25 protein-coding genes and 1 riboswitch are annotated in these 24,795 nt (G+C 45.5%); of the genes, 10 read left to right on the top strand and 15 right to left on the bottom strand.

Annotated elements, in window-relative coordinates:
* Window positions 1-52: 52 nt before the first annotated feature.
* The 6 genes from NOM01_RS07360 to NOM01_RS07385 form a co-directional block, all read right to left on the bottom strand.
* Window positions 53-1,012, bottom strand: a complete 960-nt coding sequence (locus NOM01_RS07360) for an ABC transporter permease (protein ID WP_255747714.1) — start codon at window positions 1,010-1,012, stop codon at window positions 53-55.
* The gene (locus NOM01_RS07365) at window positions 1,005-1,943 is read right to left on the bottom strand and encodes an ABC transporter ATP-binding protein (protein ID WP_255747715.1); all 939 of its coding nucleotides are present in this window, start codon (window positions 1,941-1,943) and stop codon (window positions 1,005-1,007) included. Before NOM01_RS07365 ends, NOM01_RS07360 begins: the two co-directional genes overlap by 8 nt.
* The gene (locus NOM01_RS07370) at window positions 1,933-2,625 is read right to left on the bottom strand and encodes an ABC transporter ATP-binding protein (RefSeq protein ID WP_255747716.1); all 693 of its coding nucleotides are present in this window, start codon (window positions 2,623-2,625) and stop codon (window positions 1,933-1,935) included. Before NOM01_RS07370 ends, NOM01_RS07365 begins: the two co-directional genes overlap by 11 nt.
* Complete coding sequence (locus NOM01_RS07375; RefSeq protein WP_255747717.1) at window positions 2,622-2,999, bottom strand: GntR family transcriptional regulator; 378 nt, start codon at window positions 2,997-2,999, stop codon at window positions 2,622-2,624. The genes NOM01_RS07370 and NOM01_RS07375 overlap by 4 nt, the downstream gene beginning before the upstream one ends.
* A gap of 43 nt (window positions 3,000-3,042) precedes the next feature.
* The gene (locus NOM01_RS07380) at window positions 3,043-3,852 is read right to left on the bottom strand and encodes a hypothetical protein (protein WP_255747718.1); all 810 of its coding nucleotides are present in this window, start codon (window positions 3,850-3,852) and stop codon (window positions 3,043-3,045) included.
* An 84-nt stretch (window positions 3,853-3,936) separates the two neighbouring features.
* Entirely contained in the window at window positions 3,937-4,896 is a 960-nt protein-coding gene (locus NOM01_RS07385; RefSeq protein WP_255747720.1) for a CPBP family intramembrane glutamic endopeptidase, read from the bottom strand.
* Window positions 4,897-5,035: 139 nt separating this feature from the next.
* On the opposite strand from NOM01_RS07385, the gene NOM01_RS07390 reads away from it, so the two are divergent.
* From NOM01_RS07390 to NOM01_RS07415, 6 genes are all read left to right on the top strand, one after another.
* Window positions 5,036-5,530 (top strand): hypothetical protein, encoded by a 495-nt coding sequence (locus tag NOM01_RS07390; RefSeq protein WP_370645974.1) that lies wholly within the window; start codon window positions 5,036-5,038, stop codon window positions 5,528-5,530.
* A 932-nt stretch (window positions 5,531-6,462) separates the two neighbouring features.
* Window positions 6,463-7,932: an FTR1 family iron permease gene (locus tag NOM01_RS07395; RefSeq protein WP_255747722.1), complete on the top strand. Its 1,470-nt coding sequence runs from the start codon at window positions 6,463-6,465 to the stop codon at window positions 7,930-7,932.
* 8 nt (window positions 7,933-7,940) lie between these two features.
* Complete coding sequence (gene efeO, locus NOM01_RS07400) at window positions 7,941-9,098, top strand: iron uptake system protein EfeO (protein WP_255747723.1); 1,158 nt, start codon at window positions 7,941-7,943, stop codon at window positions 9,096-9,098.
* 22 nt (window positions 9,099-9,120) lie between these two features.
* The gene (gene efeB, locus NOM01_RS07405) at window positions 9,121-10,362 is read left to right on the top strand and encodes an iron uptake transporter deferrochelatase/peroxidase subunit (RefSeq protein WP_255747724.1); all 1,242 of its coding nucleotides are present in this window, start codon (window positions 9,121-9,123) and stop codon (window positions 10,360-10,362) included.
* Between the two features lie 315 nt (window positions 10,363-10,677).
* On the top strand, window positions 10,678-11,598 hold the full coding sequence (locus NOM01_RS07410) for a DMT family transporter (RefSeq protein WP_255747725.1): 921 nt from the start codon (window positions 10,678-10,680) through the stop codon (window positions 11,596-11,598).
* Between the two features lie 214 nt (window positions 11,599-11,812).
* Window positions 11,813-12,697 carry an aminoglycoside 6-adenylyltransferase gene (locus NOM01_RS07415; protein ID WP_255747726.1) on the top strand — a complete coding sequence of 295 codons (885 nt, stop codon included), beginning with the start codon at window positions 11,813-11,815 and terminating at the stop codon, window positions 12,695-12,697.
* Between the two features lie 206 nt (window positions 12,698-12,903).
* Here NOM01_RS07415 and pta read toward each other — a convergent pair whose 3' ends face one another.
* Window positions 12,904-13,896: a phosphate acetyltransferase gene (gene pta / locus NOM01_RS07420; RefSeq protein WP_255747727.1), complete on the bottom strand. Its 993-nt coding sequence runs from the start codon at window positions 13,894-13,896 to the stop codon at window positions 12,904-12,906.
* A 231-nt stretch (window positions 13,897-14,127) separates the two neighbouring features.
* On the opposite strand from pta, the gene hemQ reads away from it, so the two are divergent.
* The 3 genes from hemQ to gerQ all read left to right on the top strand — a co-directional run bounded on the left by hemQ (window position 14,128) and on the right by gerQ (window position 16,049).
* Window positions 14,128-14,874: a hydrogen peroxide-dependent heme synthase gene (gene hemQ, locus NOM01_RS07425; protein ID WP_255747728.1), complete on the top strand. Its 747-nt coding sequence runs from the start codon at window positions 14,128-14,130 to the stop codon at window positions 14,872-14,874.
* 179 nt (window positions 14,875-15,053) lie between these two features.
* Complete coding sequence (locus NOM01_RS07430) at window positions 15,054-15,476, top strand: cell wall hydrolase (protein ID WP_255747729.1); 423 nt, start codon at window positions 15,054-15,056, stop codon at window positions 15,474-15,476.
* Window positions 15,477-15,506: 30 nt separating this feature from the next.
* Window positions 15,507-16,049, top strand: coding sequence for a spore coat protein GerQ (gene gerQ, locus NOM01_RS07435; protein ID WP_255747730.1), 543 nt, complete (start codon window positions 15,507-15,509; stop codon window positions 16,047-16,049).
* An 86-nt stretch (window positions 16,050-16,135) separates the two neighbouring features.
* On the opposite strand, the gene NOM01_RS07440 is transcribed toward gerQ, so the two are convergent.
* The 4 genes from NOM01_RS07440 to NOM01_RS07455 form a co-directional block, all read right to left on the bottom strand.
* Window positions 16,136-16,591 (bottom strand): HIT family protein, encoded by a 456-nt coding sequence (locus NOM01_RS07440; protein ID WP_255747731.1) that lies wholly within the window; start codon window positions 16,589-16,591, stop codon window positions 16,136-16,138.
* 46 nt (window positions 16,592-16,637) lie between these two features.
* Window positions 16,638-17,012, bottom strand: a complete 375-nt coding sequence (locus NOM01_RS07445; RefSeq protein ID WP_255747732.1) for a DUF423 domain-containing protein — start codon at window positions 17,010-17,012, stop codon at window positions 16,638-16,640.
* Between the two features lie 845 nt (window positions 17,013-17,857).
* Window positions 17,858-18,727 carry an NAD(P)-dependent oxidoreductase gene (locus tag NOM01_RS07450; RefSeq protein ID WP_255747733.1) on the bottom strand — a complete coding sequence of 290 codons (870 nt, stop codon included), beginning with the start codon at window positions 18,725-18,727 and terminating at the stop codon, window positions 17,858-17,860.
* A gap of 83 nt (window positions 18,728-18,810) precedes the next feature.
* Window positions 18,811-20,070: a glycosyl hydrolase family 18 protein gene (locus NOM01_RS07455; RefSeq protein WP_255747734.1), complete on the bottom strand. Its 1,260-nt coding sequence runs from the start codon at window positions 20,068-20,070 to the stop codon at window positions 18,811-18,813.
* Between the two features lie 254 nt (window positions 20,071-20,324).
* Between NOM01_RS07455 and NOM01_RS07460 the strand changes: the two genes are divergently transcribed.
* Entirely contained in the window at window positions 20,325-21,518 is a 1,194-nt protein-coding gene (locus NOM01_RS07460) for an aminotransferase class I/II-fold pyridoxal phosphate-dependent enzyme (protein WP_255747735.1), read from the top strand.
* Between the two features lie 50 nt (window positions 21,519-21,568).
* Here NOM01_RS07460 and NOM01_RS07465 read toward each other — a convergent pair whose 3' ends face one another.
* From NOM01_RS07465 to NOM01_RS07480, 4 genes are all read right to left on the bottom strand, one after another.
* Window positions 21,569-21,895 (bottom strand): DUF1516 family protein, encoded by a 327-nt coding sequence (locus NOM01_RS07465; protein ID WP_255747736.1) that lies wholly within the window; start codon window positions 21,893-21,895, stop codon window positions 21,569-21,571.
* A gap of 109 nt (window positions 21,896-22,004) precedes the next feature.
* The gene (locus NOM01_RS07470) at window positions 22,005-23,408 is read right to left on the bottom strand and encodes an amino acid permease (RefSeq protein ID WP_255747928.1); all 1,404 of its coding nucleotides are present in this window, start codon (window positions 23,406-23,408) and stop codon (window positions 22,005-22,007) included.
* 234 nt (window positions 23,409-23,642) lie between these two features.
* Window positions 23,643-23,823, bottom strand: a riboswitch (Lysine riboswitch).
* Between the two features lie 76 nt (window positions 23,824-23,899).
* Complete coding sequence (locus NOM01_RS07475; RefSeq protein ID WP_255747930.1) at window positions 23,900-24,118, bottom strand: DUF1653 domain-containing protein; 219 nt, start codon at window positions 24,116-24,118, stop codon at window positions 23,900-23,902.
* Window positions 24,119-24,171: 53 nt separating this feature from the next.
* The gene (locus NOM01_RS07480) at window positions 24,172-24,747 is read right to left on the bottom strand and encodes a histidine phosphatase family protein (RefSeq protein WP_255747737.1); all 576 of its coding nucleotides are present in this window, start codon (window positions 24,745-24,747) and stop codon (window positions 24,172-24,174) included.
* Window positions 24,748-24,795: the final 48 nt, after the last annotated feature.

The raw sequence follows: 24,795 nt of genomic DNA on the forward strand, positions 1-24,795 counted from the left end.
TAAGAAAAACCGGGCAAGAAGCGCCCGGTCCCCCTCCTGTAATTTATTACAATCATGCTTTAATATCGCGCCGCGTGTAGAAAGCCCAGCCGACGAGCACAAAAATGGCATAATAAACAGCAAGCACAGCAAGTGAAAAGCCCAGAGTCATTTCATCGTGCAACGGTGTTCCGGTTGTATATTGTGTCAAATCCGTATTGGCAAACAAAACATACTTCACCCAATCATACCGTTGCAGCAAACCCACAACCATCGAAGAGGCCATCATTGTAAAGATTGATAATCCGATCGCAAGGCCTCCGTTTCTGAATGCGGCAGCAATCATGCCGGCGAAGGTAACCATCATGAAGAGTGAGACACAATTCAGCAGGTAGTCCTTCCAGATGGCAAGCAACCAGCTGGACTGATGGACCGCTCCATTGTCATAAACCAGGTAAGCCTCGCCTGCACCGCCAAAGCCAAACAAGATACCTCCAAGCAGCCATGAGGCAATAAAAAGTGTGATCAGGCAAACCACCGTGAATAGCAGTGCGGAAATATATTTGGAAAGCAGAATCTGAGTACGGTATATGGGACGGATTAGAAGCAGTTTAATCGTCCCCGTATTAAATTCGCTAGCGATGGAAGTTGATACAATGATGATAGTGAAGATACTGATTACCATGATCATCAGACTACCGCCTGCACCTTGGACGAAGCTCCAAAGCGTTTCGCCTTGCTCCGGCTTCAAGTTATGATCAAGCCGGTATTCGTTCATGGCAATCGATTTCTTAAAGTAGTAGGTCATTTGATCATTGCCTTTTACGGATACTAATTGCTTGTTCAGTTCTTTATTTTCTTGAAGCAATGTTTGTTTCCAGTGCGGATCATCTTTAGGCTGATCGCCGGAAAATTTGATGATCAAACCTGCGGCAAGGATCAGTCCCAACATAATGATGATCATGACTTTTGCAGAACTTCTGCGGTAAATTTTCATATTTTCATTTTGAAGCAATCCAAAAAAGTTACTCAACGCTCTTCCCCCCTGTTACTTCCAGGAATCTGTCTTCCAGTGATTTGGCGACGGTTCTAACACTGTAAATCTTGATTTTCGAGATGACTAAGGTGTCAATGACCACCGGGATTTTTTCATGGTCAACCGGAACCTCAATGGTTGTTTCATCGGGAGCTTCCGCATCGATTGCAAGTTTATCCTTTAAAATTTGTGCGGCGAGTCGGCTGTCATCGACTTGTATCCGTACTTTAGCGGCACCTTTTTCGATAAATTCACTGACTGTCTCAACGCCGATCAGCTTGCCCTTTTGCAGAATACCGATTCGATCACACATCAGCTGCATTTCCGCGAGCAAGTGACTCGACACAATAACCGCCACATTTTCCTCACGCGAAAGCTTATGCATATAGTTGCGCAGATCATGGATTCCTTGAGGATCAAGCCCGTTTGTCGGTTCATCTAAAATTAATACCGACGGGTGGTGCAGCAGTGCCTGGGCAACACCGAGCCGCTGGCGCATTCCAAGTGAATAGCGTTTTACCTTTTCGTGAATTCGATCCTGCAGTTCGACCAGTTTCACAACTTCCATAATCCGATCCTTGCTGATACCGGGAATCATGCGTGCATAATGCACCAGATTTTGATAACCCGTAAGGAACTTGTACATCTCCGGATTTTCCACAATCGCGCCGACCTGACGGATTGCTTTTTTAAAATCGCCTTTGATACTGTGTCCCTGTATGTAAATATTGCCTCGGGTCATCCGCATCAGGCCAACAATCATTCGAATGGTTGTTGTTTTCCCTGCTCCATTGGGTCCGAGAAATCCAAATACCTCGCCGCTGTAAATATCAAAACTCAAATCATCAATAATCGTCTTCCGGCCGATCCGCTTGCTGACATGCTCCAGCCGCACAGCCGGTTTGTTTACTTCGGCATTACTGCTCATACTTTTCCACCATCCAATCCACTAGGCTCAAATTTTCATTACAACGAATGTCTTCGACGCTTTTCTGCTCAAGGATCACTCCGTTCTTGATTAGAACAACAGTGTCAAGCAGCGGTTCAATTTCCTGCAATTCATGTGTCGTTAAAATTACGGTCTGCTTTTCCAAATCAATAAATGAAATCAAACCTTTAATGATTGAGCTTCGCACCATCGGATCCAGTCCGGAAAGCGGTTCGTCCATAAGAATGAACGGAACTTCACGGGCAAGCGTCACAACAATTTTTAACCGGCCGCGATTTCCTTTCGAAAGATGCTTGACCTTTTGATTGCGGTCAAGCTTCATAAAATCGAGCATTTCTTCAGCCTTCTCACGGTTAAAATCGCTGAAGGTCCGAGCATAGAAGTCGACGGTTTGAGCTACTGTAAAAAAAGAGTAATACGCGTCAAGCTCGGACAAATACGCGACCTTCCGGCAGATTCTGCGGTTTGAGACTTCACCGTCAACCAGAACTGTACCGTGCGTCGGCTGAAGAAGCCCCGCGATCAGTTTCAATGTTGTCGACTTACCGCTCCCATTTGATCCGATCAGACCGACAATATGTCCGGGTTCAATTTGAAGACTGATGCCGTCCAGTGCTTTTTTCGTTAAATAGCGCTTCACTACTCCTTCTAACTGAATCATTCTTTTTCCTCCTTTGTAACTAAATAATCCTTCAATCCAGCTAGCATTTCCTTGTCTGAATAACCCATTTCACGCATTTCAGAAACAAAAAGATTAATATGACTGATCTTTAATTCCTCACGCATTTTTTGAAGAATGGCCGGATCCTCGGTCACAAAAGTCCCCTGGCCTCTTTTTTTCTCTACGATTCCGCTTTCTTCTAATTCTCTATAAGTTCGCTGCACCGTATTTGGATTCACACTAGAATCAATAGCCGTATCGCGCACGGACGGCAAGCGCTCGCCCATTCCGATTTCTCCACGGATGATCTTATTTTTAATCCGCTCGCATAATTGCAGGTAGATGGGAACTGATGTATTGAATGATTGTGCCATGCTCGCTTGCCTCCTTAAAGTTGATCTCTATATTCCTGTTCACTTATGATGCTTCCAACTCGTGATCCGTAAGCCATGACGTAATGAGAAAAACAATCAGCGTAATCAGCAGATCGAAGACGATGCTTCCTAAATAAAGGGTATCTGAACCTAGTGAAAAGTCACTGAAAAGGCCCGATGTTCCGCCGTCCAATCCAGCCTTTTGAGGAAAAACGAAGCGAATTAAAGAAGCGTCTGGTATATGACCCCAGTTGGTGAGAAAATCGAAAATTCCTGATTGTGTCAGTTTGTTATCGACGTAACTATAGATGCCAATCCCAACAATCAGTACGAGCCATGACCACTTCCCAATCCGTGAACGCATCGTGCGCCGAGCCGTCCAAAGGAACAGGAAAGTCACACCGCCTCCGATTCCGCACCAAAGCAGAACCAATGCGGCCAGAACAGCCACGCGGAATAAAGAAAGCTGCGGCGGCAAATTTTTGCTTTGAGCAAGCGCGATGCTCGCCCATGTATAGCCGCCAACCACTGCCGTGGTCACAATAAAATAGACCAATGCCCCCGCCAACTTTGCCAGCAGCATCGACCATGCGGGCAGCGGATTCTGCATCCAGAGATGAAATGTCTTGCGCTCTTGTATCGCATTAAAGAGCAGATAGACCGGAACATAGAAAAGCAGACAAATGGTCAGCATCATGCCGATAATCATTGGAGCTGCGTTCGAATGATCACCGAAACGCATATTCAGAAAAATACCCAGTCCCATTAATAAGAGCTGCAGAATTAGAAAAATCATGAATGCCATCCAGCCCAGCCGTAATTCCTTTTTAAATAATGTAAACCAAATTGCCATAGCTCTTTCCCCCGTTTTTATATCTCTGTATTAGTTTAACAGTACACTAGATCAATAGTATTATCAAGCTCCGATGGTGTATATTTACAATTTTTCAATGCCGAGAATAGTCACCACAAAATTAGTAAGAAGCAGCAGGATCACTGGAATAGACGTAAAAAAGTATAGCCACAAACGTTTTTCCGGTTGCTTTTGACGTATGTCGCTTAACCATTTTTTTAAGTGATGCTTATTTTTATAAAGGAAGATACCGATTGTGCTCATTAAAACAGCAGACATAATTAAGTCAAAAACAGTTGACCACACGGCTGAAGGAAGTGCGCTGTACAATTCACTGAACAGATTATTAGCAATGTGAATCAGTACGGTCAACCAGATACCATAGGTTTTGGCTAAGTAGCCAAGGACGATTCCTACCGAGAAGGCCATAGGAATCTGGATGATATTCCCGTGCATCATACCGAATAACAGCGCAGAAATCGTAATCGCAAAAACAGAACCGAACCGCTCCAAGCTGCGCATCACCGCGCCTCTATAGATAAATTCTTCAAAGATCGGCCCGATCAAGCATGTATATATGAACATACTTGTTGTCCTGGAACCTTCCAAGATCTCTCTTGACGGTTCAGCCGTGTATCCGAAAAGATTGAGCATCCACTCCACAGGATACATCACCGGTGTAATCATGGTATTCACCCCAAGCACTGCGAACAGCCCAAGAACAAATACCTTCACCGTCATCTTTCGCTTCGTCGTTCTCAGATCATAAGTAAAGAATTTCTTGCTCCGATAAATCAATAATGGGATAAAGGCAATCAAAACTGCCACAATCATCGGCCATCCGCTCTCACTCAAAGGTGTTACTACCTGCGCTTCAAGCTGCTGTTCCGTTAAATGAGGATGAAGAAACATCGTTTGTACAATCAAAGCAATTAGATAAATACCAACAACACCCCACAGCGTTCCCGCCTGAAACAGAAGCGTAATCGCCAAGTGACGAAAGTATTTTTTCACTTTTTTTCGTTCTTCCTTGCGCGCGTTCATCTTGCATCCCCTCGATTCTCATTGTACTAGTAATATAGCACACTAGTTCAATTAGATCATCAAAGATTTGTTAAACCGTATTTACGCCATTATCTTTAAAGACCTGTGTATGCTATAATGAACCGACAAATTTGAATAAATGGAGTTGAAGAAATCTTTGCTACTTGATTACAATCAAAAATTATCGATTTTCGAATCGTTTCCTGAACTAGAGCGCAAATCTGTCTCACTGGGACGTGTGAATTTTCAATATCCGGGAAGTGCTGCAGATAAAAAAACCATCGTGTACCATTTGCATCCGAATGGCAACGGCTATGTATATGCAAAGGGCATTGAAGGCTACGAGGCTGATCCGAAAGGCATGGTCAACATTCGCGACTTCTCCGAAGAGGAGCTTCGCACACTGCTGAAAAAAGCAATCTTTGCCCTTTCTCCTGAAGGTGTTTATGAAAAAGAAACAGCAGACGGCAATGATCACGAACGATGGGTGACGCCAAGCGGACGCCAAGAGCTTGAAATCATTTATGACAACGAGCTTTGGAACGTCTATGCAGGCGACCAGCTCGATGGAACGTTCCGTACCTATAAAGAAGCAGTAGAATATTTAGTTGAAGAAGGATTTATTAAGAAATGAAGGAATCGCCGCATAGCTGCGGCGTTTTTTTTACATGAGTAAAGAAAAGCTTATGATTTTTGCAAAACAAAGGATTGGGAACCAAACACGAAGGATGTGGGACGCCCGCGGTAAGCGAGCATTCGCAGCAGATTCAAAATCCGGATAGGTTTAAGAAGCTTTCGCTAAATATGCATATGTCCTGTGAAAGTAAGGACCGGGCGTTTTTTGCCCGGTTTTTTCTTACTAGAAAAGAAAACACCGCTGGTACGACGATAAGCCTCATAAGCTGCTGATTCCCAATCTGCTCTTATCAGTTGGGCGATGAGGTAAGCGTCCAATCTGATAAATAGAAGGAGAAATTACCCTTATTTAGAAAATGAACGAAAAAATAGCTTAAATAGGCGGAAAAATTACCCTTATCGAATTGAAAAACATGAAAATGGAGGGTTTTGCTTTGCATAAGCGGAAAAATTACCCTTATTCACCGGCGAAACAAGCTCCATGGTGCAAATAAGCGGAAAATGTCCGCTTATTTTACTCGTTACCTAATGAAGGATCAGGATAATGAAACAGAAAAGTGATGAAGGAGCTTTCGCTAAATATGCATATGTCCTGTATGCAACGGGAAAGCCACCGCACCCTGCGGAAGTAAGGACCGGGCGTTTTTTGCCCGATTTTTTCTTATGAAATCAATAGTCGATGCAAGTACGCAAATTTGTGTGAATATGCCTCGATTTGCCTAACCGATCCTGCATCATCAATTGACACCTTCTGATTCTGATTTCCCACATGAATAGCCAGCCAATTAACATGCATATTATTAATCTATACTATTTGTCACAATATTGATCATTTTATTTAAATTTATATTGACAGTATGTCTCTGGGCTACTAAACTATACTTGTTTAATTGAAAATGATTATCATTACCGTTTTGGAGGTGCTTCACTATGAAATTCGGTCGGTGCATCGGAGCATTTATACTGATTTGCTTGATCGCGATGCTGTCGATGTATCCGCTACCAGCACATGCAGAAAAGGCAATTGATGTTTCTCCAGCGCTCAAGGATCTAAATCATGCAATCACTGCATTGCAGAACAATAAATCGGCAGAAGCAGATTTTTCTTCCTTTAAAAAATGGTGGCAGAACAATAAAACTGCCGTTTCGAAGAGTTCTCTTGACGCCTCGATCCAATTAAGCCAGGATATAAGCTCTGCGTCGTTGGATCTGCTCAATGGTGATCGAACAGAAGCGATAAAAAGTGTCGGCGCACTTCGACAGACACTCCAAGACTATCAAAGCGGTTTGTACGGCGGAGCCGCCAAGTCGGGACATCACTCTCTGTCTTCTTACATAACCGAGCTTGGCAACGCGAAACAGTCGATGAGTCAGAAGGATTGGGTCACCGCCGCATCTCAGGTCAAGCAGCTTCAACAGGATTGGCTGTCCGTTGAAGGCGATGTTGTCAGCCAATCGCAAAGCATCTATACCGAATCTGAGAAAGATTTAGTTATGATGGATGCGTACCTCGCTGATTCAAAAACACGAACAAAAGCGCTGCCGCTGGTCGATGAAATGATCACAAGTTTGAAGCCGCTCGCATCAGCAAACTATGGAATGTGGGATGCTGCTCTGATTCCGATTCGCGAAGGTCTTGAGGCACTGCTGGTAATCGGTGCACTGCTGACCTTTGCGCGCAAAGCAAATTCAAAGCCGGCAAAGGTGTGGATCTGGAGCGGAACAAGCCTCGCTGTGATCGTATGTCTTGCGGTCGGCGCGCTCGTTTCCTTTCTGCTCTCAGTCGCTGCCTTTGGAAACAACAATTCATTGATCAACGGTTGGTCCGGAGTGGTCGCAAGTCTGATGCTGCTTTATGTAGGCTATTGGCTGCACCGGAATGCGGACATTAAACGCTGGAACGCGTTTATCAAATCCAAAACAAGTCAGGCGATCAGTAAGCGAAAAATGATTTCCTTCGCCGTGCTTGCATTTATCGCCGTACTTCGCGAAGGAATGGAGACGGTCATCTTCTTAATCGGAATGGCCGGACGCATGCCGTACACGCAATTGGCAACAGGTATTGCCGTCGGTTTCGGCGTACTCGTTGTCATCGGCTTTCTCATGCTGAAGCTTGGCGTTCTGCTGCCGCTCCGTCCGTTTTTCATGATTTCAAGTTTTGTCATCTTTTACTTATGCTTCAAATTTATGGGATCAGGTATTCACAGTCTTCAAATGGCAGGCGTCCTCCCCTCAACGGTTTCAGAGGCCCTGCCGTCAATCAACAGCCTGAGTATTTTCCCATCATGGTACAGCACAGTTCCGCAGGCTATATGCTTACTGCTCTTCATCTTCATCATACTTAAAGAACAGCAGACAGCGTTATCACATAAAACACAAACACATGCCAAGGAGGCTTAATAATCATTATGAAACATCAAAAGAAAATTGTCTTTCTACTATTAATGGCAATCTTGCTTCTTCCGGTCATCACTGCATGCAGCAGTTCGCAACAGTCAGGCAGTACGAAAACATCGCAGACAACAAGTGACCCGGTCAAGCAGGGCACGAACAAAATGAAACAACTGAACAGCAAGCTCCAGACCGCTTTGAAAAAGAACGATACAGATGAAATTAAAAAATATGGCAAGCAAATTAATACACAATGGCTTTCCTATGAAAATAACGTACGTGACCGATTCCCGCTTCAATACGCGAAAATCGAACGCTATCAACAGCCGATTTACGCACAATCCAATCTTGCTGATCCGGATGTTGCACAGATTAAGGAAAACAGCAGCGCGTTGACCGGGCAATTGAATGATCTGCTTACTGCCAAGGAAACCAAGTCAAACCCTTCAAAACAAATGGATCAGGCGGTTGATGATTATCTCAAATATGCCGATGAACAAATCGACATGCTTGTGAAAACAACTAAGCCTTTTGTGAAGGCTGTTAAAGACGGCGATATTGAAAAAGCAAAGAAGCTTTACGCCGAACCACGTATTTACTATGAACGTGCCGAACCGATTGCTGAAAGCTTCGGCGATTTGGATCCCGCAATTGACGCACGCGTTAATGATGTTGATGATCTCTCTAAATGGACCGGCTTCCACGAAATCGAACGCGCATTGTGGGAAAAGAACAGCCTCAAGGGTCAGGGCAAATATGCCGATAAATTAATGGCCGATGTTCTTGATCTGCAGAAAAAGTCCAAGACATTTAAATTAACACCTAAAGCAATGGTTGCCGGGGCTATGGAACTGCTTGAAGAAGCCGCAACAAGCAAAATTACCGGTGAAGAAGAGCGTTATTCTCACACCGATTTAGTCGACCTGCAAGCAAACGTTGACGGTTCCGAAGCCGTTTATCAAGCGGCCATTCCTGCCCTGAATCAGGGACATAAGGACCTGGCAAACCAAATCGATAAACAATTCCAGGCATTTGATAAGCAAATGCTGAAATACAAAAAGTCCGACACGGAATACGAAGATTATACAAAGCTGAGCAAAGAACAAATCCGAGAAATCAGCAACGAACTCAGCAAGCTCTCTAAACTGATGGCTCAAACGGCGAAAATTTTCTAATTAAGAAAGAGGTCGATCCCGAATGGATAACGATGAACTTGGTACCCCGCAGCAAAAAAAGGGATACTCCAGGCGGGAAATGTTAAAAATGACGGCACTTGCCGGCGGCGGAATCGCCCTTGGTGCAAGCGGACTGGGTACGGCGCTCGAACTGCTTGGCGGCAAAACAGCAGCGGAACCTGCGAATCAATCCAAAGTTCCTTTTTTCGGAGCACATCAATCCGGTGTTGCAACCGTTCATCAAAGCTACGGTTATCTTGCGGCATTCGACATTGATCCGTCGATTCATGATGTGGCAAAGATCATGGCACTCTTCATTTCCTGGACGCGCCTTGCCGCAACGCTGACGCAGGGCAAGAGGGAAATCAACAGCAGCAACAAGGAACTGCCACCGAATGATACGAACGAGGCGCGCGACCTTGGCGCTGCCAATCTGACCGTCACCTTTGGTTTCGGACACTCCTTTTTCATAAAAAACGGAAAGGATCGCTTCGGACTCGCAAATCAGATGCCGAAACAATTGACAGTGATGCCGAAGATTGCGCATGAAACACTTGATCCATCCATTTCAAACGGCGACATTTGCGTCCAGGTATGTGCCGACATCCAGCAAGTCGCTTTTCATGCTCTGCGCAATCTGATCAAGGAAGCACTTGGAACAGCGAATATCCGCTGGATGGAATCCGGTTTTCTGAATGGAGCAAAGGGAAAAACGCCGCGTAACCTATTTGGCTTTAAAGACGGCACGGCTAATGTAACCGATGCCGTCGATCAGGAAAAAGTCATCTGGGCCGGCAATGATGAACCAAAATGGATGCGTGGCGGTACCTATCTCGGCTATCGTAAGATCAAGATGATTATCGAGACTTGGGATCGTGACTCATACAGCGATCAGGAAAATGTTTTTGGTCGAAAAAAAGATTCCGGCGCAGCCTTCGGACGAACTCATGAGAAAGAACCGGTGATTATGAGCAAGCAGCCGGTAAATTCACATGTTCGGCTGGCACATGGAACCGGCAAACAGATTTTTCGACGCGCTTATTCTTATACAAACGGTATCCAGCCGACAACAGGAAATCTTGATGCGGGCTTGCTGTTTATCGCTTTTCAAAACAAACCGCAAGACAGCTTTATCCCGATGCTCCGTGTACTCGGGAAAAGCGACGCACTCAACGAATACACCGATCATGTCGCAACCGGCCTTTTCGCTATTCCAGCCGGTATTAAGAAAAACGAATATTTCGCTCAGCATTTATTTGAATAACATCTGTATGATGGCCATCGCGCAGAAATTTGACGCGATGGCTTTTAATCTATTCGTACATGACCAACATGTAGTCCTAATCAATTTATACTTTTATATGATTAATCAATCTATAGATTTTCACACAGTTCGTTTATAATAGTCTTAAAAGTCTGTCAAGGAGGCTTCCATCTTGCGTTATTATTTTGATCTCTTTGAAAATGATCAACCTGCCCTTCGCTCCTGAGTAAAGGGTACGGGTAAATTATTTGTCTCCGATCCCTTCCTCGGGATACTTCACGTATAAAAAATCCCATAAAAGAAGGGCTATAAACCATGAAATCATCAATGATCGGCGCTATTTATCTGGCGCTTGCTGCAGCAATTTGGGGCTGCATGTATGTAGTGAGTAAATATGTTTTACAGTTCGTCACTCCGCTTGCACTTGTATGGCTGCGCTACCTGCTTGGATCAATGCTTTTGTTTATCCTTCTGTGGATTCAGCAAAAGAAAACCGGCAAACGACTCCGTCTGAGCAAAGGGCAATGGTGGATGCTGATTTGGATCGGCTTTATCGGCTATTTTATCTCAATCGCCTGCCAATTTATCGGCACGAAGCTTTCCGATGCTCACACCGGTGCAATGATCACCTCAGCGACACCAGCCTTTGTCGTCGTGTTCGCACGTTTTGTATTGAAAGAAGCCTTTTCCATTCGGAAAATCATGTCGCTTGTCGTCGCGACCAGCGGCGTCATCCTGACCATCGGATTACCCGACAAGCTCGGTAATTACTTTTGGGGCTGCATCACTTTAGTCATCGCCGCGATCACCTGGGCGCTGCTTTCCGTATACGTCAAGAAGGCGGCTGAAGAACTATCATCGCTTGTGATTACGACCTACTCGATTTTCTTTGCACTGATTTTCACGACACCATTTATGATCCGAGATTGGTCAATGGGTACCATTCATTTTGCCAATGGACCGGTCATCGCAGGCATACTCTATCTTGGCATTGTGTCGACAGCCGGGGCATTTTTTCTTTGGAATAAAGGACTGACCATGATTGATGCCGGTGCCGGTTCACTCTTTCTGTTCTTCCAGCCGATTGTCGGCACTCTGCTTGGCTGGCTCATTCTCGGCGAAAAACTGTCAATCAATTTCGCCATTGGCAGCATCTTAATTCTCGGTGGAGTCGCACTTGCCACTCTTAAACGAAAGACGAAGAGCGAACAGCCAAGAGTTGTAACGAAGTTATGAAATCTTGTAACGAATCAAGGAAAAGTTGTAACCAATCATCGAACTTGTAACAAAGTCATAAAAACTAGTAACGAACCTAGGAATAATGGTAACGATCACTTAGAAAATGGGGAATGACTTATGAAAATATGATTGAATCGGTTTTAGACTTGTGCGCGACCTCCTCCACCATTCCTGCTTTTACAGGATTAAAAATTAATGGAGGATAATAAAAATGAGAAATGAGCAAGAAATGAAGGCATTGATTTTAGATAAGGCAAAGGCAGATGAACGAATTCGCGCTGTGATTATGAACGGATCACGAACCAATCCTGATGCACCGCGCGATTGTTTTCAAGATTACGATATAGTCTATGTGGTCCGCGATGTTCCTTCATTTACGGCAAACCATCATTGGGTTGATCAATTCGGCAAGCGAATCATCATGCAAATGCCTGACCTGATGGATATTGGAAATGGACTCGGCGATATTGCTAAGGATAAATTCGCCTATTTAATGTTGTTTGATGACGGAAATCGGATTGATTTAACGCTGATGACCTTGGAAAGAGCAAAGGAATGGGTAAATGGAGACAGCCTGAGCATCATCCTGCTTGATAAAGATAGACAATTTGCATCTGTTCCTTCATCAGATGATCGGGATTATCGAATGATTCCACCGAGCGCAAAACAGTTCGTCGATTGCTGTAACGAATTCTGGTGGGTGTCGCCTTATGTGGCTAAAGGATTATGGCGCGGGGAAATACCGTATGCCAAGACCATGCTCGAACACTATGTCCGCGAGATGTTGCTCAAAATGCTCGGTTGGCACGCAGGTGTACGCACTAATTTTACAGTGAGTGCCGGAAAATGCGGTAAGTACTTGTCCCGCTATGTTGAAAAATCAGTATGGCAAAGCTATCTGCTCACCTATCCGGACGCTGAGCCCGAGCACATTTGGCAGTCGCTGTTTCAAATGGGCAATCTGTTTCGCATTTTGGCAAAGCAAGTTGCCGACCATTTCGGTTATATCTATGCAACTGCTGATGACCAACGTGTCTCCGCCTATTTGAAACACGTGCACGATTTGCCCTCAGATGCTAAACAGATTTATTATTAAGTAAACAGGTACACAAAAATCGGGAGAATATGTATGTCTTCCGATTTTTATTTTACAAATGTTCTTTTTGGAAAAATGTCCAGCTTCCAGATTTAGGATTTATTGATAGTCCTTTTGAAAATAAATTTCTGACAAGGTATAAAAAGAGCACGAACCGCAATAAGCATCGGCCGTGCTCCTTATTAGATTAAAATCAGATTGGATTATTACGCGTTCTGTGGCTGAGCAGCACTTAACGCTTGTTTTGCCGTAATCAGCGCCAGCTTGTAGACATCATCGGCAGAGCAGCCGCGCGACAAATCGTTCACCGGCTTGTTCAGGCCTTGCAGGATCGGTCCGATTGCTACATAGCCTCCGAGCCGCTGCACCATTTTGTACCCGATGTTCCCCGCATCAATATTTGGGAAAACAAATACGTTTGCCTTGCCGGCAATTGGTGACCCCGGTGCCTTTTTCGCAGCAACTTCCGGCACATAAGCAGCGTCAAATTGCAGTTCTCCGTCCACAAGTAATTCCGGCTCCCGTTCCTTAACAAGTTTTACTGCCTCTGTTACTTTATCGATCGACGGATCCTTCGCTGATCCCTTTGTCGAGAAACTAAGCATGGCTATTTTCGGATCAATGCCGAACATTTTTGCTGTCTCCGCAGATTCAACCGCAATCTCCGCCAAGGTTTCACTGTCCGGCGAGATATTAATACCGCAATCAGCGAAAACAAATTCTTTATCCCCTTTAACGAGAATAAAAGATCCCGAAATGCGTTTCTTTCCCGGCTGGGACTTGATAATCTGCAATGCAGGGCGCACGGTTTCCGCTGTTGAATGGGCCGCACCGCTGACCAACCCGTCCGCTTTGCCCATATAAACAAGCATTGTACCGTAATAGCATGGATCTTTTAACCAATCCGCTGCCTTTGCAGCATCGGTTTTTCCTTTTCTGCGCGCAACCAACGCTTCAATCATCGCCTGTAAATTCTCGTCCGTCTCAGGATGCATGAACACAACCTTTTTCTCATCAGCAAGCTCTTTTAAGGCATTGGAAGCATCCTCGACTTTTCCAATGAGAATCGGCACGATCAATTCTTCTTCCGCTAGGGTTTGTACCGCTTCGACAATCCGTTCATCTTCACTTTCAGGAAAAATTATGGATGGTTTGCCCTTCTTTATCTCAGGCTTCAATCGTTCAAATAAATCCGCCATTTGTCAATCCGCCCCCTCATTAAATTTGATCTATAATAAGTATAAACCAATTAGGCTTATCCTACATTGGGAAAGTTATTTTCATGCACTCCTTGCTTACTTTATCTATGCTATATTAAGTTAAGCGAAAGAAAAACCAGTCAAGCCATGATGGCAACTTGCCATAGGTTTTTCTCATGCGACACATGAGCTGATCTATTATTTTTTTAGAATAAAAAAGAGGTGTTCACTATGTCTGAAGCAGCCCAAACGCTGGATGGATGGTACTGCCTTCATGATTTTCGAACCATTGACTGGCAGGAATGGAAAACGAAATCCGAGTGGGAACGGCAGCAGACTTTGATGGAATTCAATCAGTTTCTGACCCAAGCGGAACTGAATGAAGATGCACGCGGCGGCAGCTTCGCCATGTATTCGGTACTCGGACAGAAAGCGGACTTCGTCATGATTTCGCTTCGTCCGACCATGGACGAGCTTAGCGATTTGGAAACTGAATTCGATAAATCCAAGCTGGGTGAGGTTGCAAACCCTGCCTATTCCTTTGTTTCTGTTGTTGAATTGAGCAACTATCTAGGCAAATCCGGCGGTGATCCCTACGCCAATCCGCGTGTACAGCAGCGTTTAAAACCAATTTTACCGAAAACCGATTACTTCTGCTTCTACCCGATGGATAAAAAGCGCGAGCACGGCGACAATTGGTACATGCTTCCGATGGAAGAACGACGGGAAATGATGAAAAGCCATGGCCAGATCGGCCGCAAATATGCAGGCAAAATTCACCAGATTATCACTGGTTCCGTTGGATTCGATGATTGGGAATGGGGCGTCACCCTTTTTTCAGATGATCCCCTGCAATTCAAAAAGATTGTCTACGAAATGCGCTTTGATGAAGCGAGCGCCCGCTTTGGTGACTTCGGGCCCTTTTTCGTTGGCACGCAACTATCACAAGAACTTTTTAATCAAAAGTTTTCATTATAATTGTTTCACTTTATCGAAAGACCTGAAAACAGGTCTTTTTTTATTTACGATTCGATTTTCCGGTATCCATTGTCATTATTTGCTCTGCCTGGCATAGGCTTTAAGGTACGAATATCGGAGAGCTCATACCTATTGAAAATAAGTTGTATTTTCCTTTCACAAAGGAGGTATTTACGGCTATGGCCGTGGTTCAACACACTGCTAATGATGTTTCACTGCTCGCCCGGCTGATGCGTGCGGAGGCTGAAGGCGACGGTCAGCTCGGCATGCTGATGGTCGGCAACGTCGGCGTGAATCGCGTGCTCGGAAACTGCCTTGACTTTGAGGGATTGAGGACGATCCAACAGATGGTTTTCCAAAGTCCCGGTGGATTTGAAGCGACACAAAAGGGCTACTTTTATCAAGCGGCGCGTAGCGTGGACAAACGCCTTGCCCAGCGCACGCTTAATGGTGAACGTTTTCATCCCGCATCCAATTCGCTTTGGTTTTTCCAGCCTTCGGGCGCTTGTCCCGCCCAATGGTACAATCAATGGAACACCGGACGATTTAAAGCACATTGCTTCTTTGCCCCAAGTGAATCCGTCTGCCCAAGTGTTTATTGATCATTTTATTGCTAAGGAGTGACTTTACTTATGGGTGTTCAATTTCCGCCAGACAGCTGGCCTTATGGTGCATCATTCAGTCCTGATCCCGGCGCGCAGCCGGGCTGGGACGCTTCAAGACAGCAAGTGGCACCGCAACAGCAACCGAGCGGTACCTTTCCATTCCAAGGGCAGCTGACACAGGCTCCCGGAGTCCCGCCTGCTGCGCAAACGGTTCCTTATCCGTATCCTGCATACACAATACCCGTACCGCAAACCGGTCAGCCAGTTGCGCCTGCAGTACCGCAAGTTCTGCCGTTGCCGTTCGTTGAGCAATCCTACATCGAAAACATTTTAAGGCTGAATCTCGGCAAAACAGCGACGGTTTACTGTACCTTTGAAGGCAACAGCCAATGGAATGCCAAATCATTTACCGGTACGGTCGAGGCCGCTGGGCGCGATCATGTGATCATTGAAGATGAGGAAACACGCGTCCGTTACCTAATTCCCATGGTTTTCGTCAACTATTTCGAGTTTACCGGGCCGCTCAGCTATGAATATCCTTATGGTCCGCAATCTCCGACCGGAAGATAATTTTCTAACAAAAACGGAGCACCTCCGCCCAAGGAGATGCTCCATTTTGTGTCCAAGTGATTCCGTAGCTGCCAACTACGAATCTGCTATTTTTCGTATATATGTTTCAAATAATTTGCCAGTTCTTCTTTTAATTTGCCGTGCTTATGCTCATTAAAATGCTTTTCTTCGTCGTACCAATTTGATGAGTCATACAGCCAAACAGGCATTTTTCTTCTCTCATCTTTTTCCCATTCATATCTTGGAAAAATATGTGCATGTAAGAACGCGTCTGTATTCCCCAAGATATCATAATTGATTCTTAGAGGATGGCACACGTTCATAATCGCGTCTCCTACTAAACTCATGTCTGTGAGAAACTGCGACCGCTCATCAATTGTCAGATCATTGAGGCTCAATACTTCTTTTTTGGGCAGTAAGACACAATAGCCGGGTAAAAATTGTGTATCTCCGATAACTGCAAAGCCGCTCTTCATTTTTGCTAGAACCATTGGATTTGTCCCGTTTAGAGCAGACTCAACCCTATTTTCTCTCCAATCCATTGCAAAAGCCTCCAGTATCGTTCGAATTAAATAATACTGTGTGCCATTACGCGCGCAATGCGGCCATAACAACAAGCAGCCAGCTTGCGAGAAAGGCAACGCCGCCGATCGGTGTAATGGCTCCAAGCATGCGAACACCGCTCAACGTCAGCGCATACAAGCTGCCGGAAAAAAGCAGAACACCGACTGCCATCAACCATCCGGACCAAGAAAGCAACGTGCTCTGCCCGCTGAATACGGTCAGTGCGAGGATGCCGATCACAATCAGTCCCAGCGCATGGTACATCTGATAATGAACACCCGTTTGAAATACCGCCAAATCTTGTTCGGTGAGCCGCGTTTTCAATATATGAGCCCCGAATGCGCCAAATGCTACAGACAGGAAGGCTAATACAGCGCCAATTACTATAAAACTTTTCATGAGTTCAGTCCTCTCAACAACGATTCTTTTCTTATTCTAGCATCTGTCCAATGACTCGTCTCATTTGCGGCTCAGAGAGGTTTCTATTAATTAGTGGTGTGAAATTTTCATCGAACATTTCCGTTTTTTATAGTTGAGTTTTTATCACAGCTACTAGTATAAAAAATGCTCCCATTCATCTCACTTCTGTTTCATTATCCTGATCCTTCATTAGGTAACGAGTAAAATAAGCGGAGATTTTCCGGTTATATGCACCATGGAGCTTGTTTCGCCGGTGAATAAGGGTAATTTTTCCGCTTATGCAAAGCAAAACCCTCCATTTTCATGTTTTTCAATTCGATAAGCGGAATTTTTCCGCCTATTTAAGCTATTTTTTCGTTCATTTTCTAAATAAGGGTAATTTTTCCTTCTATTTATCAGATTGGACGCTTACCTCATCGCCCAACTGATAAGAGCAGATTGGGAATCAGCAGCTTATGAGGCTTATCGTCATACCAGCAAGACAAAACCTTAACTTTCTTTACTTGTAAGAAAAACCGGGCACAAAACGCCCGGTCCTTAATCTCCAGCCATGTGTGATTGGTTTGTGTCTTTACAGTGTTGAATCATCGCTTCGTTTGCTCGCATCAACAGAGCACGACCGCGGGCGCACCGCGAGCCTCCTCAGACAAGCAGAAATCTGCGGGGTCTCGCTGGCACCTGATCCCGCAGGCGTCTCGCACCTCCGCTTTGATTCTCGGTCAAGACACTAGTGGTTTATTCGTTTAAAAATGGGGTAAAATCTTATACTTTCTTATCTTGCAAAAAAGGCTGCGACATCAGCCGCAGCCTTTCCTTTTCACTATTTATTGATTCCAATATTTTTTGTAGATTGCTTGTGTTCCGCTGTTTTCTTCGCCTTGTTCGGCGAGCTCATCATAGATCTTCTTGGACAATGCAAGTCCCGGTGCATCCATGCCCATTGCTTCGGCCGATTCGAGCGCGATTCGTTCATCTTTAATTAAATGCTTGATATAGAAGCCCGGTTCAAAATCGCCTTTCAGCATTCGTCGGCCGAGATTGGTCAGTGACCAGCTGCCGGCTGCGCCTGTTTCGATGCTCTCCATCACCGTATCGGTATCAAGTCCGGCATGCTTTGCATAGGCTAATGCTTCCGCAACGCCGATCATGTTTGAGGCGATGGCAATTTGATTCGCCATTTTCGTATGCTGACCCGAGCCTGCTTTTCCCTGATACACGATTTTCTGCCCCATGGCTTGAAAAACCGGTGCCAGTGTCTCAGCATCTTTCGAATCTCCGCCGATCATAATCGACAACGTACCGTTCTTCGCGCCGACATCGCCGCCGGAAACCGGAGCGTCAAGTGCGTGCAAACCTTTTTCCGCGGCTGCCTTATAAATTTTTTCCGCAAGCTGAGGTGATGAGGTTGTCATGTCAATTAAATAGGCGCCTTTTTCAGCATGATCAATGATCCCGTTATCAAAATAAACGGAAGCGACATCCTTTGGATAACCGACCATCGTAATGACTGCATCCGCTCCTTCTGCCGCTTCCTCAGGGCTCGATTTCCAAACAGCTCCCTCCGAAACAAGATCATCTGCTTTACTTTTCGTTCGATTATAGACCTGAAGCGCAAATCCTGCCTTCATCAGATTGCGAATCATACCCTTGCCCATGACTCCGGTTCCAACAAATCCAATCGTTTTCACTGCCATTCATCCCACTCGCTTTCCTATGTGTTTACCTAGGATTAACCATAGCATGAAAGACGTGCGTTTTCACGTGATATGCAGGCCGATTAAACCTTGCGAATCTGGAAAAAGTGGGTGAATACCCATGGATACTGTGGCATCGCAAAATTAATTTGCCAGGTACCAATGCCGCCGATCCGCGAATTATAAACAATCTGCGCTTTTTCAAACAGGCTGCGCACATCTTCAAACCAGACAACACGGTTTTGCCCACTGTCATCTGTATAGTAGAAGTATGCTGCCTGATCTGCTGTCGAATAGTTAATCGGCACTTGTTCACTCATGGCAAGATTTACCGCTGCTTGATACGTAATCGCTCTGCCCGGATTTTGGCTGGAAAAAGGAATCGGCCAGTCATAGCCATAAAACGGCGTACCCATGATAATCTTATTGCGATCCATCACACTAGCTGCATAATTGACTGTAGCGATGACATCTTGAATCGGTGCGGTAGGTCCCGGCTCACTGCCTGCATAATGCCAATCATAAGCCATGATAAAAAATTGGTCGACAATGGCTCCGATTGCTGCATAGTCATAGCCGCGCACCCACGGCACCGTATCGTCGGTCTTGGCCGGAACCGCAATACTGAGATTCAGCCCGGCTGCCTGCGTGCGCTGCTGCAGCGCTTGGAGAAACATAACAAAAGCATTCCGGTCAGCCGGAAGGACACCTTCAAAATCCACATTGATGCCGCCGTACCCATCAGACGTGGCATAATTAATCATGTTGTCAATCAAGCGCTGCTGAACATCCGGTGTGTTCAGAACGCGTTGAACAAGAGCTGAATTAAATCCTGTCTCGGTCAAATTGGTAACGGTAATGACCGGTGTCACCCGTCCGCGCCAAGACGCAAGTACGGCTGCATTGTCATTGAGCGGACTCAAATCGCCGTTCCAATTAAAATGAGTTTCGAACAAACCAATATAGGTTAGATATGGTGCATTGTCCGCAATTACCGCTTGATCAATTGCCGGTGTCCGAAGCTGCGAGTAGCTGAAATGGGTCGCCACACGGCGTTCAATCGCCGGAAGATTAATTTTCTGACCGGGACTTAAGCGATCAGGATTAATCCCTGGATTCGCTTGACGCACCGCGCTTAACGGAACATACGCCATGCGCGAAATCGTCCAAAGACTGTCGCCCGGCTGTACTGTATAAACATCACTTGTCACGAGCAGCGACTGACCGGTGACGATATTCGTCGCCGTCAGTCCATTTACTGCTCTTAATGTATTCACAGGAATATCAAATTTCTGGCTGATTCCAAATAATGAGTCACCAGCCCTCACTGTATAGACAAACATAGTTCCACCCTTCCCGCTCCTGTCATTTGCAGGCCTATTCATTCTGCAGATGCATAGGCATTTCACACTATTTTATTCAGCATGTTCGGAACGGTTCCGGCAGGTAGATAAGAAGACAAAAAAAGGTTATTATAGGATACGTTGCGTGTCTGAAAGATTGATAGACCGCACCATGGTTTGCTCAATTCGCAGCGAACGATTTTACTTAATAGGTCATAGTGTATAGAAAGAATGTAAGGAAAAGAGGGTTATTTATGGCTGAATTCATCCCATCCCGGCAGGTTCAAGCACTTCCCGCCAATTACTTTACAAGCATTGATCATCGGATCAATTCGGTGGTCAAGCAAGGCATTGATGTCATTCATCTTCATACCGGAAGTCCTGATCAACCGACCCCCAAACCAATTATTCAGGCAATGAATAAAGCTGCTCAGCTTCATGAAAATCAAGGATATCCTCCTGCGGGCGGTACAGCAACACTCAAAGAGGCCATCAGTGAATTTTATATGCGCGAATACGGTGTTTCCGTTGATCCGGAGACGGAAGTAACCGTGTTTGACGGCGCAACCGTCGCTATTTCAGCACTTCCGCAAGCGATGCTGAATCCGGGCGACGTCATGTTGACAACCGATCCCGGCTATCCGCTCTATTTTGTTTGCCCGCACTTGGCCGGCGCTGAAACCTATGGCATACCGGTTCATGCTGAAGACGGATTTTTACCAAACTACCAAACGATTCCTGAAAAGATTCTGCAAAAGTCAAAGCTTCTGATGCTGAATTATCCGAACAATCCGACCGGAGCGATGGCTACAAAAGAATTTTTTGCGGATACCGTTGCTTTTTCACAAGCGCATCATATTCCGGTTGTTCATGATTTCGCCTATGCAGCATTCGGCTTTGACGGTAAGCGCCCGCTCAGCTTTCTGCAAACTCCTGGTGCAAAGGAACAAGGCATTGAAGTTTACACGTTGTCAAAAACCTATAATATGGCCGGATTCCGCATCGGGTTCGCAGTCGGCAATGCCTCAATTATTCGAGCTCTCAGTCAGTTCCATGACATTGATCATTCGGACGTGCCAAGCGCCATTCAAGATGCAGCCGCAGCTGCTCTGCTCGGGCCGCAGCAATCCGTTCAAGAATTATGCGCGCTGTACGAGCATCGTCGCAACGTACTCGTCTCCGGCATACGCGCGATCGGTTGGGATGTTATCGCACCGCAAGGCTCGTTCTTCTGCTGGTTCAAGGCTCCAAGCGGTTATACCTCCGAAACCTTTGCCGACGCTCTACTTGAACGTGCTCATGTTGCGGTGGCACCGGGTGCCGGATTTGGTACCCATGGGAATCAATTCGTCCGAGCCGGACTGCTCGAATCCGAGGAACGCCTGAAGGAAGCCGTCATACGGATCAAAGCTTCCGGAATTCTCAATGAAACCCCTGTGCAAAATTAACCAATAAATGAAAAGAACTTTTCCCAGCATTTATCGGGAAAAGTTCTTTTTTAGATCACATGATAACCCATCAGCAAAATCAAGATCAGAAGCACGGCAATCAAAACAAGAAAGATCCAGGATGATTCTTTTTTCTTACGTTTGCCCATCGCCACTTCCATGAGTCCGATTAAGGCGAAGGAAAGCACGCCTTTAATCGTCGGCACCAGTGGGAAATGGATTAAGAAGAGCATGACTACTCCGGTTATAATCATAACCAGATAAGCCGTCCGCAGAATCATACTCCACACTTTTTGCTCCGTGAGAAGATAGCTTAGGATAAAAAGGATCACGACAAGCCCCCAAACGAGGCCATGTATTTGCAGTAGTACATGCATGTTTTTTCCTCTTCTCTGAATCATTTACTAGACTTGTCTCTATTTTAACACGAACAAATGCTTTTCCCAGTATTTGCATGATGGCCTATCTCATTAAATATCGAGTTTCTCAAATTTCATCGGTGTCATCCGAATGACGCGACAGATCGCATTGATCAAGCGGAATCAATTTTGACTTCATCTTCCATTTGGCGATCAGCCAAACAGCAAGAAAAATCGGAATACCAATGTAGGCGGCAACAATTCCGCCCCAATCGATCCGGCCGCCGGAAAATGCGCCGAAGCTTTGTCCGATCACGACCACCATGCATACCGCAAAAGCGAACAACGGACCAAACGGGAACCACTTTGCCCGATAAGGAAGGTCACTCACTTTTCCTCCTTGTGCAACATAGGCACGGCGGAAACGATAGTGACTGATCGCGATGCCGAGCCACGCAATAAAACCGCACATGCCTGATGCGCTAAGCAGCCAGTTATAAACAATGCCGTCACCGAATCCGGAGGCAAAGAAAGCAAGCAGACCGAACGCAGCTGTAACGACAAGCGACCAGATGGGAATACCATGCGTTGTCACATAGCCAAGGAATTTCGGTGCTTTTCCTTTTCGAGCGAGTGCATAGAGCATACGCGTCGATGCATACAGTCCGGAATTTCCTGCCGAGAGCACCGCCGTTAAAATAACGGCATTCATCACCGACGCGGCAATCGCAAGCCCCGCTCTCTGAAACACAAGCGTGAAGGGACTGACCATAACCTGATCGGTCGCAGACAAATTATGACTCGTATAAGGAATGATCATGGCAATAACGAAGATTGCTAGAATATAAAATAGGAGTATCCGCCAGAAAATCGTGTTCATTGCTTTCGGAACACTTTTTTCCGGATGCTCGCTTTCACCGGCACTCACACCAAGCAGCTCCGTTCCTTGAAAAGAGTATCCGGCTGCGAGGAATACACCGAATGTCGCCAGAAATCCACCATGAAACGGCGCGTCACCAACGGCAAAGTTATGAAATCCGGGCACACCGCCGCCAAGAACACGGAAAATCATCAGCAACCCGACAACAATAAAAAGGATGACTGTTGCGACTTTAATAAATGCAAACCAATATTCCGACTCACCGTAGCCCTTAACCGTTAAAGCATTAAGTAAGAAGATAACAAGCAGAAATAGACCGCTCCAAAGCATCGACGAACTGTTGGGAAACCAGAATTTCATGATCAGTGTTGCGGCGGACAATTCGCTCGCAATGGTAATCGCCCAATTGTACCAATAATTCCAGCCAAGTGCGAAACCGAACGACGGATCGACAAAGCGCGTCGCGTAGGTGCTGAACGATCCGCTTGTCGGCATGTAGGTCGCCAGTTCGCCAAGACTGGTCATCAGGAAATAAACCATGATGCCTGTTAATCCATACGCGAGCAGTGCACCGCCCGGACCGGCCGTATAGATTGCGTTTCCACTGGCGAGGAAAAGCCCTGTTCCGATTGCTCCCCCAAGCGCGATCATCGTCAAATGACGTGATTTTAACCCGCGCCTTAATTGATTATTTCTCTTCTGCTGCACTTTTTCTCTCTCCCTCTCTGTATTTCGGGGAGATATGTGAAGAATATAATTCATGGTTACTAAAAACGCCCGCCAAGGCAAGATCATGCCTTCGGCGGACGGGAAACTTTTATAGTAAAAAAGAATAAGATCTGTTTAAAATACAGGCTTATTGATCCATTTACTCCTCGCACATCTTCCACCGATAGCACACCACATGCCTAAAAAACATGTGACAGTCCCGCCCCTTTCGAAAACGGACCCAGCACACTCGGCAAGAGAAACCGAATGTACTTCGGCAACAGTTCCTTACGCGCACCGTCCGGCTTCTCTTCGCCTCAGATGCGCTTATCTTAACTGCCGCGCCTCTACCCCCTCGTGATCTTGTGAGGAGATTTGTTAACAACAGGACTCATTGTACCTTTATTAAAAATGATTATCAACCGTGTTTTTTTCTATTCCCCTTGATAAATTTCAAAGCGATCATGTTGACCGGTTGGATTTACTTTTCCCGCATCAACCGACGATAAAAACATTTCTTTAGGCCTGACCCATAGTTTCCGCTCGCCATACATTGCTCGGTAAACAACTATCTCTTTTTCCGCTTCCGAGTCCATTGCGACATCCTCGACATAATATATATAGATTCCCCTTAAAATGTCGGTAAAGTGTATGTAACTGAATCTCTCTCATATGGGAATGCACTCCTATTAAAATGTGTTTGACGTCAACCATTAGGCCACAGTCTTCTTACATTTATTAGTTTCAACCCGTCAAAGTCCAATCGGTATACATCGGGTTTGGACGTCTGAAGCAGGAAATTCAAATTGTAAGAATGATCAAAGTAGCCCATCATTAACGTCATAACTGCGCCGTGTGTACCAATGGCAATTTTCTTTCCTTGGTATGTGTTTATCAGGTCTAGAAGTACTCGAACCGCTCGTCGTTGGCATACTTCGTTCGACTCTCCTCCGTGCAAGGCATACTTTGGATCATGAAATGATCTTTTTAACAATGCAGCCAGCTCTTCGTTAGATAAAGTCTGATTTCCCGAGGTAAACATTCGTTCCTTAAGATCCTCAAACCTAATGATCTTTCTCCCTAATGAATGCGCCAGCTCTTTAATCGTTAGAACTGCTCGTTCATATGGACTTGAAACAAAAACATCAATTGCCTCGTTTTTCAACAAAAGCGTTACTTGATGTGCGTCAATTATTCCTTGAGCGGTTAGTCCTCTCGTTCGTTCATTCCGATCATTTTTCGGTGATTCGCCATGCCGAACCATATAAACAACTGTTTTCATCTTATCCTCGCATTTTGTGGTTGATATCATAAATACTAACGCTCAATA

This window comes from Sporolactobacillus sp. STSJ-5, assembly GCF_024385605.1.
GTDB lineage: Bacteria > Bacillota > Bacilli > Bacillales > Sporolactobacillaceae > Sporolactobacillus.